This window comes from Paracoccus alcaliphilus (assembly GCF_028553725.1).
Classification (GTDB): domain Bacteria; phylum Pseudomonadota; class Alphaproteobacteria; order Rhodobacterales; family Rhodobacteraceae; genus Paracoccus; species Paracoccus alcaliphilus.
In genome coordinates this window covers 991,302-1,007,123 of sequence record NZ_CP067124.1, presented here as the reverse complement: position 1 = coordinate 1,007,123, position 15,822 = coordinate 991,302, and the positions used below count along the sequence as shown (strand labels likewise).

12 protein-coding genes are annotated in these 15,822 nt (G+C 65.1%); 10 read left to right on the top strand and 2 right to left on the bottom strand.

Going from position 1 to position 15,822, the window contains the following annotated elements; all coding sequences use genetic code 11:
• Window positions 1-98 precede the first annotated feature (98 nt).
• The 4 genes from gcvP to JHW40_RS05165 all read left to right on the top strand — a co-directional run bounded on the left by gcvP (window position 99) and on the right by JHW40_RS05165 (window position 6,519).
• A complete protein-coding gene (gcvP, locus tag JHW40_RS05180) occupies window positions 99-2,936 on the top strand; it encodes an aminomethyl-transferring glycine dehydrogenase (protein ID WP_090611615.1) in 2,838 nt (945 codons plus the stop codon).
• A gap of 390 nt (window positions 2,937-3,326) precedes the next feature.
• Window positions 3,327-4,313: an ABC transporter substrate-binding protein gene (locus tag JHW40_RS05175; RefSeq protein ID WP_090611486.1), complete on the top strand. Its 987-nt coding sequence runs from the start codon at window positions 3,327-3,329 to the stop codon at window positions 4,311-4,313.
• Window positions 4,314-4,411: 98 nt separating this feature from the next.
• Window positions 4,412-5,455 (top strand): ABC transporter permease, encoded by a 1,044-nt coding sequence (locus JHW40_RS05170; protein WP_090611488.1) that lies wholly within the window; start codon window positions 4,412-4,414, stop codon window positions 5,453-5,455.
• Window positions 5,456-5,466: 11 nt separating this feature from the next.
• Window positions 5,467-6,519 carry a quaternary amine ABC transporter ATP-binding protein gene (locus JHW40_RS05165; protein WP_090611489.1) on the top strand — a complete coding sequence of 351 codons (1,053 nt, stop codon included), beginning with the start codon at window positions 5,467-5,469 and terminating at the stop codon, window positions 6,517-6,519.
• A gap of 16 nt (window positions 6,520-6,535) precedes the next feature.
• Here the strand turns inward: JHW40_RS05165 and JHW40_RS05160 are convergent, their stop codons facing one another.
• Window positions 6,536-7,873 carry a sigma-54-dependent transcriptional regulator gene (locus JHW40_RS05160; RefSeq protein WP_090611491.1) on the bottom strand — a complete coding sequence of 446 codons (1,338 nt, stop codon included), beginning with the start codon at window positions 7,871-7,873 and terminating at the stop codon, window positions 6,536-6,538.
• Window positions 7,870-9,570 carry a sensor histidine kinase gene (locus tag JHW40_RS05155; RefSeq protein ID WP_090611492.1) on the bottom strand — a complete coding sequence of 567 codons (1,701 nt, stop codon included), beginning with the start codon at window positions 9,568-9,570 and terminating at the stop codon, window positions 7,870-7,872. The genes JHW40_RS05160 and JHW40_RS05155 overlap by 4 nt, the downstream gene beginning before the upstream one ends.
• A 209-nt stretch (window positions 9,571-9,779) precedes the next feature.
• On the opposite strand from JHW40_RS05155, the gene JHW40_RS05150 reads away from it, so the two are divergent.
• The 6 genes from JHW40_RS05150 (at window position 9,780) to JHW40_RS05125 (ending at window position 15,813) form a co-directional block, all read left to right on the top strand.
• Window positions 9,780-11,150 (top strand): dicarboxylate/amino acid:cation symporter, encoded by a 1,371-nt coding sequence (locus JHW40_RS05150; protein ID WP_090611494.1) that lies wholly within the window; start codon window positions 9,780-9,782, stop codon window positions 11,148-11,150.
• 263 nt (window positions 11,151-11,413) lie between these two features.
• Window positions 11,414-12,475, top strand: coding sequence for a methionine ABC transporter ATP-binding protein (locus tag JHW40_RS05145; protein ID WP_090611496.1), 1,062 nt, complete (start codon window positions 11,414-11,416; stop codon window positions 12,473-12,475).
• Window positions 12,465-13,139 (top strand): methionine ABC transporter permease, encoded by a 675-nt coding sequence (locus JHW40_RS05140; RefSeq protein WP_090611497.1) that lies wholly within the window; start codon window positions 12,465-12,467, stop codon window positions 13,137-13,139. The genes JHW40_RS05145 and JHW40_RS05140 overlap by 11 nt, the downstream gene beginning before the upstream one ends.
• Before the next feature lie 33 nt (window positions 13,140-13,172).
• Entirely contained in the window at window positions 13,173-13,949 is a 777-nt protein-coding gene (locus JHW40_RS05135; protein ID WP_090611499.1) for a MetQ/NlpA family ABC transporter substrate-binding protein, read from the top strand.
• 226 nt (window positions 13,950-14,175) lie between these two features.
• On the top strand, window positions 14,176-14,844 hold the full coding sequence (locus JHW40_RS05130; protein WP_170851789.1) for a helix-turn-helix transcriptional regulator: 669 nt from the start codon (window positions 14,176-14,178) through the stop codon (window positions 14,842-14,844).
• An 84-nt stretch (window positions 14,845-14,928) separates the two neighbouring features.
• On the top strand, window positions 14,929-15,813 hold the full coding sequence (locus JHW40_RS05125) for an alpha/beta hydrolase (RefSeq protein ID WP_170851790.1): 885 nt from the start codon (window positions 14,929-14,931) through the stop codon (window positions 15,811-15,813).
• Window positions 15,814-15,822 lie beyond the last annotated feature (9 nt).

Sequence of the window (15,822 nt, the reverse complement as noted above, 5' to 3'; positions counted from 1 at the left end):
GGCCGGGGGCGCTTCGCCCCCCGGACCCCCAGAGGATATTTGCACACCAGAGATGGGCGGCGTTGCAGCTGTCCTGCCAATGATAATGGATGGCGCGTATGACCCGTTGGAGCCCGACCGACTATAACCCCGATGATTTTGCGAATCGCCGCCATATCGGCCCCTCTCCGGCGGAGATGGCCGAGATGCTGAAGGCGGTGGGGGCGGACAGCCTTGATGCGCTGATCGAGCAGACCGTGCCCGCCGCGATCCGGCAAAGCGAGCCGCTGGACTGGCCGGCGCTGTCCGAAGCCGCGTTGCTGGCCCGGATGGAGGAGGTCGCGAAGAAGAACCGGGTGATGACCAGCCTGATCGGTCAGGGCTATTACGGCGCTGTCACGCCGCCCGCGATCCAGCGCAATATCCTGGAAAACCCGGCCTGGTACACGGCCTATACGCCCTATCAGCCCGAGATCGCGCAGGGGCGGCTGGAGGCCTTGCTGAATTTCCAGACCATGGTCAGCGATCTGACCGGCCTGCCCGTCGCCAATGCCAGCCTGCTGGACGAGGCGACGGCGGCGGCCGAGGCGATGGCCATGGCGAAGCGGCAGGCGAAGTCGAAGGCCGGGGCGTTCTTTGTGGACCGTGGCCTGCATCCGCAGACCATCGCGGTGATCGAGACGCGCGCCGCGCCGTTGGGGATCGAAGTCGTCATCGGTGCCGCCGAGGATCTGGATCCGGCGCAGGTCTTTGGCGCGATTTTCCAGTATCCCGGCACCTATGGCCATGTCCGCGATCTGAGCGGCGATATCGCTGCGCTGCATGTCGCCGGGGCGCTGGCCGTGATCGCCACCGATCTGCTGGCGCTGTGCCTGCTGAAGGAGCCGGGCGCGATGGGGGCCGATATCGCCGTGGGTTCGGCGCAGCGGTTCGGGGTGCCGATGGGCTATGGCGGGCCGCATGCCGGGTTCATGTCCTGCAAGGATGAGTTGAAGCGCGCCATGCCCGGGCGGATCGTCGGCGTGTCCATCGATGCCAGCGGCAACCGCGCCTATCGGCTGTCGCTGCAGACCCGCGAGCAGCATATCCGGCGCGAGAAGGCGACCAGCAATGTCTGTACCGCGCAGGCGCTGCTGGCGGTGATGGCATCGTTCTATGCCGTGTTTCACGGGCCGGTGGGTCTGCGCGCCATTGCGCAGCGGGTCCATCTGAACGCGGTGACGGTGGCCAATGCGCTGCGTGCCGCCGGGGCCGAGGTGGCGCCGGATGCGTTTTTCGACACCATCACCGTGCGGGTGGGCGTGGGGCAGGCCGGGATTCTGGCCGCCGCCGAGCAGCGCGGCATCAACCTGCGCAAGGTGGGTCGCGACCGCGTCGGGATCAGCGTTGATGAGACCACCGATGCGGGCGTGATCGCGCGGCTGCTGGACGCCTTTGGCATCGACGAGGCGGCGGCGCCTGCGACCTTGCCCGCCATTCCCGACGATCTGCTGCGCGACAGCGATTACCTGACCCATCCGGTCTTTCACATGAACCGGGCGGAATCCGAGATGATGCGCTATATGCGGCGTCTGTCGGATCGCGATCTGGCACTGGACCGGGCGATGATCCCGCTGGGGTCCTGCACGATGAAGCTGAACGCGGCGGCCGAGATGATGCCGCTGACATGGCCCGAATTCGGCGCGCTGCATCCCTTTGCCCCGCGCGATCAGGCGGCGGGCTATGCCGAGGCGATCGGCGATCTGGTGGACAAGCTGTGCGCGATCACCGGCTATGACGCGTTTTCCATGCAGCCCAACAGCGGCGCGCAGGGGGAATATGCGGGGTTGCTGACGATTGCAGCCTATCACCGCGCGCGCGGGGAGGATCGCGATATCTGCCTGATCCCGGTGTCCGCCCATGGCACCAACCCGGCCAGCGCGCAGATGGCCGGGATGAAGGTCGTGGTGGTGAAATCGGCGCCGAATGGCGATATCGACCTTGAGGATTTCAGCGACAAGGCCGCGAAGGCCGGGGACAGGCTGGCGGCGGTGATGATCACCTATCCCAGCACGCATGGCGTTTTCGAGGATACGGTCCGCGAGGTCTGCCGGATCACGCATGAACATGGCGGGCAGGTCTATATCGACGGGGCGAACATGAACGCGCTGGTCGGACTGGTGAAACCGGGCGATATCGGCGGCGATGTCAGCCACCTGAACCTGCACAAGACCTTTGCCATCCCGCATGGCGGTGGCGGCCCCGGCATGGGGCCCATCGGCGTCAAGGCGCATCTGGCGCCCTTCCTGCCCGGCGATCCGCGCGAGGATGACAGTGGCGCGGTCAGTGCGGCGCCTTATGGCTCGGCCTCGATCCTGCTGATTTCATGGGCCTATATCCTGATGATGGGCGGGGCCGGGCTGACGCAGGCGACGCGGGTCGCGATCCTGAACGCGAACTATGTCGCGTCGCGCCTGTCGGGGGCATATCCGATCCTGTTCATGGGCAATCGCGGCCGCGTGGCGCATGAGTGCATTCTGGACACCCGCCCCTTTGCCGAACATGGCATCACCGTGGACGATATCGCCAAGCGACTGATCGACAACGGTTTCCACGCGCCGACGATGAGCTGGCCGGTTTCCGGCACGCTGATGGTGGAACCCACGGAATCCGAAACCAAGGCCGAAATCGACCGCTTCATCACCGCCCTGCTGGCGATCCGCGACGAGATCACCGAGGTGGCCGAGGGCCGCATCAGTGCCGAGGACAGCCCGCTGCGCCACGCGCCGCATACGGTCGAGGATCTGGTGGCCGAATGGGACCGCGCATACAGCCGCGAGCAGGGTTGCTTTCCGCCGGGCGCCTTCCGGGTGGACAAATACTGGCCGCCGGTCGGGCGCGTGGACAATGCTTATGGCGACCGCAACCTGATCTGCACCTGCCCGCCGCTGGAGGACTACGCCGAGGCGGCGGAATAACGCGACATGGGCATCGGCGGGTCGCGACGGCGTGGCGGGGCCCGCTGCCGCATGGGTTGGAGCTGGTTCCGGACACCCTGAGTGTCGATCCTCTCTACCACGCTGCTGGCCTTCGGGCTGTTCCATGTGGTGGTCACACGCTCTGACGCGCCTGCGTCGGGCTGTGACTGCCGACATGGCCGCCCCTCGCGGCGACTCGACCCGGAATTGACCGGTTCACGGCGGTTGCGGCGCGGGCCGGGGCTTGTTAACAAAAGGGATATGGTCAGCGGACTGGCATATCCACCCCGAGTCAGATCGCAAATGCGGCATCAAGTGACGCATTCGTATCGCCTCATGTCTGAAAAATGTCTCAGACTTGAACAATAAGCAGCAACAGGAGGAAATGGCATGAAAGCCATTGCATCAGCAGCCGCCCTTTCATTGGGGATGGCCTTCGCCGCCCCGGCCATGGCGCAGGACGCCGAACAATGCGGCGACGTGTCCATCGCGCAAATGGGCTGGGCCTCGGCCGAGGTCATCACCGAAGTCGCCAAGTTCCTGCTGGAACAGGGCTATGGCTGCAATGTCAGTCTGGTGAACTCGGACACCATCCCGGCGATCACCTCGGTCGCGGAAAACGGTGAACCCGATGTCGTCACCGACCTGTGGCTGAATTCGGCGGGCGAGGCCTATACCAAGCTGGAAGAGGCCGGAACCATGGTCACGCTGGCCAATGTGCTGGAACCCGGCGGGGTCGAGGGCTGGTGGCTGCCGACCTATCTGGTCGAGGCGCATCCCGAACTGGCCACCATCGAAGGTGTCATGGAAAACCCCGAACTGGTCGGCGGGCGCTTCAACAACTGTCCCGAAGGCTGGGGCTGCCGTGTGGTCAGCGACAACCTGATCCGGGCGCTGGATCTGGAATCCTCGGGGATCGAGGTGTTCAACCACGGCTCGGGCGAGACGCTGGCATCCTCGATGGGTTCGGCGGTGACCAATGAGGAACCGTGGTTCGGCTATTACTGGGGTCCGACCGTGCCTCTGGGCAAATACGACATGACCCGGATCGAGCTGGGCGAATATGACGAGGAAAAATTCACGCCCCTGCAGAACCCCAACGCGCCCGATCCGCAGGTGTCCGAATTCCCCGTCGCCCCCAGCGTGACCGCCGTCACCTCGGTGCTGGAAGAGCAAAAACCGCAGGTCGTCGAATTCCTGCGCCACATGACCTTCAACACCGACGACATGAGCGCGCTGCTGGCATGGCAGGATGAAAACAGCGCTTCGGCGCAGGAAGTCGCGGTCCATTACCTGACCAACCACACCGACGAGTGGTCCGGCTGGCTGAGCGATGAGGCGCGGGAAAACCTGTCGGCGCTGCTGGAACAGAACTGATCTGCCGCGAAATGGCTGAAAGGAGTCGGTGCCGTTATCGGCTCCGGCTCTTTTTCGCCTCACATTAAGCAAAAAACAGACAGGACAGCGGGGATAGGATGGCACGATATGACGGCTTGTTCGACAGCCTTGGGCTGAGGGAATGGTGCGACGGCGGCAGCGGGCAGGATGGTCCGATGTCGATGGCCGATCTGCTGGCGCGCACGCGCGGTGGCGCGGATACCGGCGGTGGCAGCTGGTGGGATCTGCCGATGCCGTCGCTGAACAACCTGCACGAGGCCTGCGGCGCGATCCCGCAAACCCGCGATCTGACGCTGGGGCTGGAACGCGCCTTCCTGTCTGCCCGCGACACGCTGCGCATCGTGCTGGACCCGGCGACGCAACCGCTGTCATGGATGCTGCGCGAGATGCTGTGGCTGATGACCTCGCTGCCGTGGTTCATCATGCTGCCGATCCTGTTTCTGCTGACCTGGCTGGTGTCGCGGTCGTGGCGGGTCGTGCTGCTGGTGGTGCTGTCGCTGGGGTTCCTGACCTTCGTCGATCACTATACCGCCGCCATGCAGACGCTGGCGATCATCTTTGTCTGCGCCTTCATCTGCGTGCTGTTCGGGGTACCGCTTGGCATCGCCATGTCACGCAGCGACCGGTTGCAGCGGATCGTCATCCCGATCCTCGACATGCTGCAAACCCTGCCCGCCTTCGTCTATCTGATCCCGCTGATCTTCCTGTTCAGCGTTACCGAACCCAAGCTGTATGGCATCGCGATCATCCTTTACGCGATCGTGCCCATCGTGCGGCTGACCGATCTGGGCATCCGCCTTGTGGATCGCGACGTGATCGAGGCCGCCGACGCCTTCGGCATGACCGGGCGGCAAAAGCTGTTCGGGGTGCAGATTCCGCTGGCTTTGCCCAACATCATGGCGGGCGTGAACCAGACCATCATGATGAGCCTTGCCATGGTCGTCATCGCCTCGCTGGTCTCGGCGCCGGGGCTGGGCGTGCTGGTGCTGCGCGGCATCCGCAATCTGGAACTGGGGGTCGGGCTGATCGCGGGCCTTGGCATCGTGCTGCTGGCCATCGTGCTGGACCGCGTCACCAAGGCATCGCTGGCACGCATCGATACCAGCAAATCGCATAACTGAGGGAGAGCGGCATGAACGATCACGTCAAGGTTTCGATCCGCAATCTCTACAAGATCTTCGGGGATAATCCAAAAGCCGCGCTGGCCGATGTGAGGGCGGGCATGACCAAGCCCGAACTGCTGGCGCAACGCAACCACGTTCTGGGCCTCAGCGACATCAACGTGGACATGCGCGAGGGGCAGACCACCGTCATCATGGGCCTGTCGGGTTCGGGCAAATCGACGCTGATCCGGCACCTGAACCGGCTGATCGAACCCACCGCGGGCGAGGTGCTGGTGGATGGCGAGAACATCCTGACATGGGGTCAGTCCCGGCTGCGGGAACTGCGCCGCAAGACCATGTCGATGGTGTTCCAGAAATTCGCCCTGCTGCCGCATCGCACGGTGCGGGAAAATGCTGGCATGGCGCTGGCCACGCAGGGCATCGCGCGCAAGGATTACGAGGCCGAGGCCGACAAATGGCTGGAACGCGTGGGTCTGGGCGGCTATGGCGCGCGCTACCCGCACCAGTTGTCGGGCGGCATGCAGCAACGCGTGGGGATCGCCCGCGCGCTGACCTCGAATTCCGGCATCATGCTGATGGACGAGGCGTTTTCGGCGCTGGACCCGCTGATCCGCACCGACATGCAGGATCTGCTGAACGAGTTGCAGGACGAATTGCGCAAGACCATCATCTTCATCACCCATGATCTGGACGAGGCGCTGAAGCTGGCCGATCATCTGGTGATCCTGAAGGACGGTCAGGTCGTCCAGCAAGGAGAGCCGCAGCATATCCTGCTGAACCCCGCCGACCCCTATATCGAGGCCTTCGTCAGCGACATCAACCGCGCGCGGGTGCTGCGGGTGCGCTCGGTCATGACCGAGGGCGACAGCGGCGGCGAAATCTCGGGCGAGGTCGATCACAACGCCAATCTGGAAAGCATCATCGCCATGTCGGGGGGCGCGCTGAACCACCGCTATCGCGTGACGAAGGACGGCCGTGGCGTCGGCGTTCTGGAAATGCCCGCCGTGGTCCGCGCATTGGCGCCCCGCCAGCCCGGCTCTGCCCAAAGCGAAAGCGCCTGAAACAGGCTGCGGCCGGTCACGCGCCGTCAGCGGCGCGGAAATCCGACGGGCGGATGCCGTGGCGGTTCAGCTTGTCATAGAAGGTCTTGCGCGGCAGCTTCAGCCGCGCCATCGCCTGCGTCGCATTGCCTTCGGCCTGCCGCAGCGCGTCGCGGATCAGTTCGGCCTCGTATCCGGCGACCATATCGGCCAGCGAGGGCTGATCCGCCGCCGACCCGCCCCCGCCAGCGGGGGTCAGCCCCAGCGCGTGGCTTTCCGCGAATTGCCTAAGTTCGCTGAGATTGCCGGGCCAGCCATAGCCTGACAGCCGCGCCTTGACCGCCCCGGTGACAGGCGCCACCGGCAGGCTCAGCCGCTGGCAGGCGGCCAGCAGGAAATGGCTGAACAGCGCCGGGATATCCTCGCGCCGGGCCGACAGCGGCGGCATCTCGATCACCAGCCGCGACAGGCGGTAATAGAGATCGGCCCGGAACGCGCCCGCCTCGACCAGCCGCGACAGATCGCGCATGGTCGAGGCGATGATCCGCAGATCCAGCGGGCGTGGCGCGACGGCCCCTGCGGGCCAGATCTCGCCCGCCTCGATCAGCGCCAGCAGACGGGCCTGAAGGACCGGGCTCAACGCATCGACCTCGTCCAGATACAGAACGCCGCGATGGGCCTTTTCCAGCCTGCCGCCCTGACGGGGCAGGCGGCTGTCGCCCGGCCCGGCGCCCATCAGTTCGGCATCGAACCGCGCCTCGTCCAGCGCGGCGCAGGCGATGGCGACAAAGGGGCGGGCGCGGCGCTGGCTTCGGGCGTGGATGGCGCGGGCGACGGTCTGCTTGCCGCTGCCCGGCCCGCCGGTGATCAGCAGATCTCCCGCCGCCAGCGGATCGCGGTCCAGCGTTTCGCGCAGATCCAGCATGAAGCGGCTTTGCCCGATCAGCATGTCCGAGGCCACGGGTTCCAGCGCCTGCGCCCGCAAGCGGCGGTTCTCGATCACCAGCGCCCGCGCCGACAGCGCACGATGCAGCGCGGCCTGCAACTCGTCCCGGCCCGCGGGCTTGGTCAGGAAATCATAGACCCCCTGTTTCAGCGCCTGCACCGCCATCTGCACATCGCCATGCCCGGTCAGCAGGATCACCGGCAGATCGGGATCAAGCGCGTGGATATGGCGGAACAACTGCAACCCGTCCATCTGCGGCATCCGCACATCCGACAGCACGACGCCGGGAAACTCTGTGTCCAGCGCCTCCAGCGCGTCGGCGGCGCGGGCAAAGGGCTGCACCCGGAAACCGGCCATTTCCAGCGTCTGGACCTGCGCCGCCAGCAGGTCTTCGTCATCCTCGACCAGCATGACCAATGCGTCGTTCATGTGACCCTCGGCAGTTCAAGATGGAATGTCGCGCCCTGCCCCGGTTGCGGCGGCATGGCCCATAACCGCCCGCCAAAGGATCGCGCGATCTCTTCGGAGATGACCAGCCCCAGCCCCAGCCCCTCGGGTTTCGAGGTGGCGAAGGGGGTGAACAGCTGCTGCGCCATCTCGGGCGACAGACCCGGCCCGTTGTCGCAGACCGACAGGCGCAGGCTGTCGCCGCCCAATGTCAGGTCGATGCGAATTTCTGGATCGGGATGGTCTGCCAGAGCCTCTTGCGCGTTGCGGATCAGGTTGACCAGAACCTGCTCCAGCCGGACGGTTTCGGCCTGCACGGTCAGATCGTCGAGGATGTCGGGCAGGACCAGCCGCATCCCGTCGCCGCGCCGCCCGCTGGCGGTCAGCAGCAAGGCGGCCTCCAGCGCGTCGCGCAGAACGACCGGGCCGACCGCGCCGGTGGGTTTACGGGCAAAACCGCGCAATTCGGTGGTGATCTGGCCGATCCGGTCGGTCATGCGCAGGATCCGGGCCAGATTGTCGCGCAGGAGCTGGGTGACGGTGCCGCCCGCCATGTCATGGGCGTTTTCGGCCAGCAGGCGGATCGTCATCAGCGGCTGGTTGACCTCATGCGCCACGCCTGCGGTGATCTGGCCCAGGGTTGCCAGCCGATTGGCCTGCTCCATCTCGGATTGCAGGTTGGTCAGGCGCTGTTCGGCGGCGCGGCGTTCGCGCATCTCGTCGGACAGCGCGCGGGTGCGGGCGGCGACGGCAGCTTCCAGATCGGCGCGATAGCGTGCCTCTTGCGCGGCGCGGCGCGCGCTGCGGCGGCGGGCGCGCAGACCCCAGCCCGCGGCCCCGGCCAGAAGCGTCAGCCCGAACCCCGCCGTGCCGGTGACCAGCGCCGCATTCTGATCGGCCAGCCGCATCGGCACCAGTTGCACCATCCGCCAGTCGATCCCCGGCACCGGCACCGATACCGGGATCAGCCCGCCATCCGGCGCGGGTTCGGACCGAAAGCGCATGGCGTCCCGATAGGTCAGCACCACCTGCCCCGTGCCATCCGCGACATAGGTCAGCTGCCGATCCCGGGCATCGGATCTTGCCCAGTTCTGCTCCAGATCGTCGAATTCGAACTTGACCACGATCACCCCTGCCGCCGTGTCACCGCCCAGAGGCTGCACATCATGGGACAGATAAAGCCCGGGCCGGTGGCTGACGGTGCCAAGCGCGAATTGCGTGGCCTCGCCCTGCCGCAGCGCCTGGGTGAAATAGTCGCGAAAGCCATAGTCATTGCCGACGAAACTGTCCGGCTGGTTCCAGTTCGAGGCCGAGAAGGCCAGCCCCCCGGCATCCACCAGATAGATCACCGCGCTGCGGGTTTCCTGTTGCAGCCGTTCCAGCTTGCGCGAGACCTCGCGGTGGTGGCTGTCGGGGTCGGCGACGGCGCGGCGCACCAACTCGTCCGAGGCCAGAACGGTGGCGACGGCGCGCTGCTTTTCCAGGACGCTTTCGATGGCCTGCACCCGCGATCCCAGCGTCGCCTGCGCGCTTTCGCGCACCCTTTCGACCGCGATGCCCCGGCTGATGGCAAAGATCGCGGCGAGAGCGGCCACCGCCAGCAGGGTCAGCCCCGCCGACAGCGCCACGCGGCGCAGCAGGGCCGCCCGCCCGACCCCGTCCCGCGAATCAACCTGCATTGCCTGTTTCATCCGCTCCCACGCGCTGTGTGAATATTCGCACTTGTGCCAGAACACCGTGCGGAAATCCACACAGATATTCGCCCGCCCCCACGATGAAATCATGGAAAAACAACGGGCGTCACCATTCTGCCGAAAATCCGGGCGCAGGGATCGCGGGCTTTAGAATGGTCACATTGTTGTCATGCGACCCGGTTGGAGGAGACCCCATGCAGATCGACACACAGGCACAGCCTGCCATTCACGCACCGCGCCCCTTTTATCGTCACCTGTATTTTCAGGTGATCTGCGCCATCGTCGCCGGTGCGCTGATCGGCCATTTCTATCCCGAAACCGGCGAGGCGCTGAAGCCGCTTGGCGATGGCTTCATCAAGCTGGTCAAGATGATCATCGCCCCGGTGATCTTTCTGACCATCGTCACCGGACTGGCCGGGATGGGCACGCTGAAGGGCGTGGGGTCGGTCGTCGGCAAGTCATTCGGCTATTTCCTGTTCTTTTCGACCTTCGCGCTGATCGTCGGCCTGATCGTGGCCAATGTCGTGCGGCCCGGCGCCGGGATGAATATCGACCCGGCCACGCTGGATGCCAGCAAGGTGTCGGATTACGCCGCCAAGGCGCATGAAAGCTCTTTGACCGGGTTTGTCATGGATATCATTCCGACGACGCTGACCTCGGCCTTTGTAGATGGCAATATCCTGCAGGTGCTGTTCGTCGCCATCCTTTTCGGCATCGGCCTGATCATGGTCGGCGACAAGGGCAAGCCGGTGCTGCATGTGTTCGAGGCCGCCAGCCACGCCATCTTCCGCGTCGTCGATATCCTGATGAAGGCCGCGCCCATCGGCGCCTTCGGGGCCTTCGCCTTTACCATCGGCAAATACGGCATCGCCTCGATCGTCAATCTGGCGACGCTGGTGGGGACCTTCTATCTGACCTCGGCGCTGTTCATCATCGTGGTTCTGGGCACCGTCTGTGCCATGCAGGGCTTTTCGATCTTTCGGCTGATTTCCTATCTGAAGGCCGAGATCCTGCTGGTTCTGGGCACCTCGTCGTCGGAATCGGCGCTGCCCTCGCTGATGGAGAAGATGGAGAAGGCGGGCTGCAAGCGTTCAGTCGTCGGGCTGGTCGTGCCCACCGGCTACAGCTTCAACCTGGATGGCACCAATATCTATATGACGCTGGCGGCGCTGTTCATCGCGCAGGCAACCAATACCGACCTGTCGCTGCAACAGCAGATCCTGCTGCTGCTGGTGGCGATGCTGTCATCAAAAGGGGCGGCCGGGGTGACCGGGGCGGGCTTCATCACGCTGGCGGCGACGCTGTCGGTGGTGCCCACGGTGCCGGTGGCGGGCATGGCGCTGATCCTTGGGGTGGACCGGTTCATGTCGGAATGCCGCTCGATCACCAATTTCATCGGCAATGCGGTCGCCACGGTGGTCGTCAGCCGCTGGCAGAACGCGCTGGACCGCGACCAGTTCGACCGCGCCATGGCGGGCGATCTGTTCGAAGGAGCGGTGCGGCCGGTGGGGCATCTGAACGCCGCGCCTGCCGGGCTGCAACTGAACGAGGCAAGCGCGGACTGAGATCGACCGGGGTTGCCGGCTGGTGTCCCGGCCAGTGATGCGCCAGCCGGCAACCGCGGATGGATATTTATACACCAGAGATGGGTAATGTGCCGGGACATGGCTGCCGTAGCGGGCGGCCATGTCCTTTTTGGTTCTGCGTCTGGCGGCGGCGACCCGGCGTCACCGCAGTCGTGGCGGATATCTGCGGGCTTGCATCGCTGCGCGGTTTCAGGCACCCCGGCAGCACAAACGGTCAGGTTTGGATTTCCTGGGAAAAGAGGATGACCGACAGCGCGAAAACCGGGGCGGCCATTACCTTTGACAAGGTGGGCAAGGCCTTTGCGGGCAGCGGCGGCCAGGCGGTCACCGCGCTTGAGGACGTGACCCTGCGGATCGGGCCGGGCGCGATCTGCGGCATCATCGGTCGTTCGGGGGCGGGCAAGTCCACCCTGCTGCGCATGGTCAACGGGCTGGAACGTCCGACCAGTGGCACCGTCACCGTGGCCGGGCATGATGTGGGCCGGGCGCGGGGTTCGGCGCTGCGGGCGATCCGGCGCGAGGTTGGAATGATTTTCCAGCATTTCAACCTGCTGGCCTCGCGCACCGTTTTCGGCAATATCGCGCTGCCGCTGGAGATCGCCGGCATGGCCTCGGGCAGCATCCGGGCGCGGGTCGAGGATCTGATCGCGCGGGTCGGTCTGGACGGTTTGCGCGACCGCTATCCGGCGGAACTGTCGGGCGGGCAGAAGCAGCGCGTCGGCATCGCGCGGGCGCTGGCGACGCAGCCCAAGGTTTTGCTGTCGGACGAGGCGACCTCGGCGCTGGACCCGGAGACCACGCAGACGGTGCTGCGGTTGCTGGCCGATATCAACCGCGATCTGGGGCTGACCATCCTGCTGATTACCCATGAGATGGCCGTGGTGCGCGACATTGCCAGCGACATGGCGGTGATCGATGGCGGGCGGATCGTCGAGGCGGGGCCGACCTATGATGTCTTCGTCCACCCGCGCCATGCCACGACGCGGTCGTTCCTGTCGGGCGTCACCGGCATCACCCTGCCGCGTTTCGTCGCCAACCGCATGCAGGCGGACCGCCCGCAGGGCCCCTCGCAAGAGGTGATCCGGGTGACCTTTTCGGGCGATCACGCCACCGATCCGATGCTGGCGCGGCTGAATGCGGATCTGGGGATCAGCGTCAATATCCTTGCCGGTGCCATCGAGGAGATCGGGCCGCATCCTTTCGGCAACCTGCTGCTGTCGCTGGATGCCGACCGGGGCGAGCAGGCGCGAGGATTTCTGGAAAGTCACGGGCTGCTGACGGAGGTTCTGGGCTATGTCCGCTAACCTGATCGCGCTGCTTTATCAGGCCAGCCTGCAAACGCTGTATATGGTGGCGGTTTCGGCCATCCTTGGCACGCTTGGCGGGTTGCCTCTGGGTGTGTTTCTGGCCACGTCGCAGCGTGGGGAATTGCTGTCTGCGCCGATGCTGAATCGGGCGCTGGGGCTGGTGGTCAATGCCACGCGCTCGGTCCCGTTCATCATTCTGGTGGTGGCGATCATTCCGTTCACGCGGATGATCGCGGGCACCTCGATCGGCACCAATGCCGCCATCGTGCCGCTGACCATCGCCGCCATCCCCTTTATCGCAAGGCTGGTCGAGAATGCCATCCGCGAGGTCGATGCCGGGCTGATCGAGGCCGCCCGCGCCATGGGTGCCACCCCTTTGCAGATCATCCGCAAGGTGCTGATCCGCGAGGCGCTGCCGGGCATTGCCCTTGGCCTGACGCTGGCCGTGGTCAGCCTGATCGGCTATTCCGCGATGGTCGGCGCGGTCGGCGGCGAGGGGCTGGGCGATCTGGGTATCCGCTATGGCTATCAGCGGTTCATGCCCGATGTGATGCTGGCGGTCGTGGTCATCCTCATCGTGCTGGTGCAGCTGGTGCAATCCATCGGCGAATGGATCGCCGCCCGTTTCGACAAGCGCGCGCCGCGCAATCGCGGCCACTGAGTTTCTTCGCAGATTACGACAAGGAGTCATCCGATGCTGCGTTTTACCACCGTCGTTTCCGCCCTGGCCCTGTCGGCCGCCGCCGCCATGGCGCAGGATATCAAGGTCGGCGTCTCGCCCGGCGAACATGGCGAGATCATGGAAGAGGTTGCCAAGGTCGCCGAACCGATGGGCCTGAACATCCAGATCATCGAGTTTTCGGATTATGTCGTGCCCAATCAGGCGCTGGCCGATGGCGATCTGGAAGCCAACAGCTTTCAGCACCGCCCCTATCTGGAAAACCAGATGAATGATCGCGGCTTTGATCTGGTCGAGATCGGCACCACCATCACCACGCCGATGGGCATCTATTCCGACAAGATCGAGGACCTCGCCGAACTGCCCGATGGCGGCCGCGTCGGCATCCCGAACGATCCCACCAATGGCGGCCGGGCGCTGCTGCTGTTGCAGGATCTGGGGCTGATCGCGCTGGCCGAGGGCACCGGGCTGGTGCCGACCCCGCTGGATGTCAGCGAGAACGACAAGAACCTGCGTTTCCTTGAACTGGACGCCGCGCAGCTGCCGCGTTCGCTGGCCGATACCGATATCTCGATCATCAACACCAACTATGCGCTGGCCGCCGGGCTGAGCCCGCGCAACGACACCATCGCAATGGAAGAGGCCGACAGCCCCTATGTGAACATCATCGTGGTGCGCCAGGGCGATCAGGACGAGGACTGGGCGAAAAAGCTGGTCGACGCCTATCACAGCGACGAGGTCAAAGCCTTTATCGATGAAAAATACGACGGCGCTGTCCTGACGTCCTGGTAAGCTGCGGCCCGGGTTTTATGCGCACAGGCGCCGGAAGATCCGGCGCCTGTAGTCCCGCACTACAAAAAACATATACTGGAAAACCCGATTGACGCCAGCGGGACTTCGTCAACCGTAACCACGCCGGCACACCCGCGTGGTCATCTGTTCTTTGGCTCTTGCCCCGATCCTGCGCAACTGTGCATATGCACAGTTGACATAATTCATCATGAATCCGGGTCGTGACATGCTGCAAAAACTGTCATTATACGTCGCCAATATCTGTGCGGCTGAAGACAGCGCCCAGATCGATACGGTGCTGGCTCGGGCGGTGCAGGACCTGAATTTCGTCAGCTATAACCTGTCCTGCGGCAAGCTGAACCCACAGGATTTCATGACCGATCCCGATCTGACATCATGGACCACACATGAGCTGGAGGCCTATGACCGCGACCGCTGGGGGCGACGCGATCCGCTGTTGCAACGGCTTGAGGGTCGGGAGCCGGCGGCACATACTTGGTGCAGCACCGACTGGCTTGAGACGCCGTATCACGATTATAGTGAATATGTGCATGGTGTCGGGATCGGCGGCGGGGTCACGGTTCCGCTGGCCTCCTCGACCGGGCGCTTCAACGCGATGACGTTGCTGACTCTGACGCCCGAGATCAGCGGCGATCAACTGGCCGCCACGCAGATCCTTGCCAATGTCGCGCAAAGCAGGCTGGCGGCGACCGGCCTGCTGCATGCGGGCACGGGTTCTTCGGCAGCGGCGTTTCGCACGCTCAGCAACCGGCAGAGGGAAATCCTGCACTGGGCGGCCATGGGCAAGTCGAATGCCGAAATCGCCGTCATCATGGACCAGACCAAGCGCGGCATCGATTATCACATCAGCGAAATCACCCGCAAACTGGGGTGACATCGCGCGTGCAGGCCATCGTCATCTATGCGCGCGAACAGACCTGACCCAAGGGCGGGACCGCAGGCCAACAGGAGGGGATCCATGATCACGCTGAACCGTCGCCGCCTGCTGGCGGGTATTGCCGCCGTCACGATGCTGTCGGGACAATCGCGCCCGGCGCCCTCGATCGCGACCTATCCACTGCTGACGGCACCGCCGCCGACGCATCGGACATCCGTGCAGGATGTGACCGTGGACGGGCATGGCTATCGCCTGTTCCGCGCCCTGCCGGGTGGTGCCGCGCCTGCCGGAGGCTGGCCCTCGCTGTGGATGCTGGACGGCAATGCGGCCTTCAACCGGCTGACGGCAGATCAACTGGCTCGGCATCCGGGGCTGGCGATCATCTGCCTGGGTTATCAGGTGGCGACCGAACTGGCGCCCGAGGCCCGGACGCTGGACTATACCCCCGCCCCTACCGAGGGCGCGTCCGAGCCGCGCGCCCGCGATCGTCAGACCGGTGGCCATGACACCTTTCGCGACCGGCTGGCGGGTCCGCTGATGCAGGCGGGTTCGGACGGGGTCTATCTGGACCCGGCGCGGCGCAGTCTGTGGGGGCACAGCTTTGGCGGGCTGTTCACGTTGGCCACATTGTTCCGCCGCCCTGACCTGTTTCGCGGCTATATCCCGGTCAGCCCCTCGACCGGCTTTGGCGGCAACGCGCTGGACGGCATCGAGGCCGAGGCCGCGCCCATTCCCGCTGGCCGGGCCGGGGTGCTGATCATGCTGGGCGACAGTGAACACCGCCACGGCTCGGAACCCCCGGTCCAACCGCGCCCCTCTCCGCAGACGATGGCGCTGGCGGAACGGCTGCGCAGCCGCGACGACCTGTCCCTGCGGGTCGAGGTGCTGAAAGGGCTGACCCACGGCGCGACCTTCCGCGCCTCGTTCGATCCGGCCTTGCAGATGGCCGAAGGGCTGCGGGCCTGACACCGCTTG

Excerpts from the sequence above, each read along its gene's own strand:
- gcvP (WP_090611615.1), top strand. The coding sequence starts at position 99 with ATGACCCGTTGGAGCCCGACCGACTATAACCCCGATGATTTTGCGAAT.
- JHW40_RS05140 (WP_090611497.1), top strand. The coding sequence starts at position 12,465 with ATGTCCGCTAACCTGATCGCGCTGCTTTATCAGGCCAGCCTGCAAACG.
- JHW40_RS05165 (WP_090611489.1), top strand. The coding sequence starts at position 5,467 with ATGAACGATCACGTCAAGGTTTCGATCCGCAATCTCTACAAGATCTTC.
- JHW40_RS05175 (WP_090611486.1), top strand. The coding sequence starts at position 3,327 with ATGAAAGCCATTGCATCAGCAGCCGCCCTTTCATTGGGGATGGCCTTC.
- JHW40_RS05170 (WP_090611488.1), top strand. The coding sequence starts at position 4,412 with ATGGCACGATATGACGGCTTGTTCGACAGCCTTGGGCTGAGGGAATGG.
- JHW40_RS05125 (WP_170851790.1), top strand. The coding sequence starts at position 14,929 with ATGATCACGCTGAACCGTCGCCGCCTGCTGGCGGGTATTGCCGCCGTC.
- JHW40_RS05130 (WP_170851789.1), top strand. The coding sequence starts at position 14,176 with ATGCTGCAAAAACTGTCATTATACGTCGCCAATATCTGTGCGGCTGAA.
- JHW40_RS05155 (WP_090611492.1), bottom strand. The coding sequence starts at position 9,570 with ATGCAGGTTGATTCGCGGGACGGGGTCGGGCGGGCGGCCCTGCTGCGC.
- JHW40_RS05135 (WP_090611499.1), top strand. The coding sequence starts at position 13,173 with ATGCTGCGTTTTACCACCGTCGTTTCCGCCCTGGCCCTGTCGGCCGCC.
- JHW40_RS05145 (WP_090611496.1), top strand. The coding sequence starts at position 11,414 with ATGACCGACAGCGCGAAAACCGGGGCGGCCATTACCTTTGACAAGGTG.
- JHW40_RS05160 (WP_090611491.1), bottom strand. The coding sequence starts at position 7,873 with ATGAACGACGCATTGGTCATGCTGGTCGAGGATGACGAAGACCTGCTG.
- JHW40_RS05150 (WP_090611494.1), top strand. The coding sequence starts at position 9,780 with ATGCAGATCGACACACAGGCACAGCCTGCCATTCACGCACCGCGCCCC.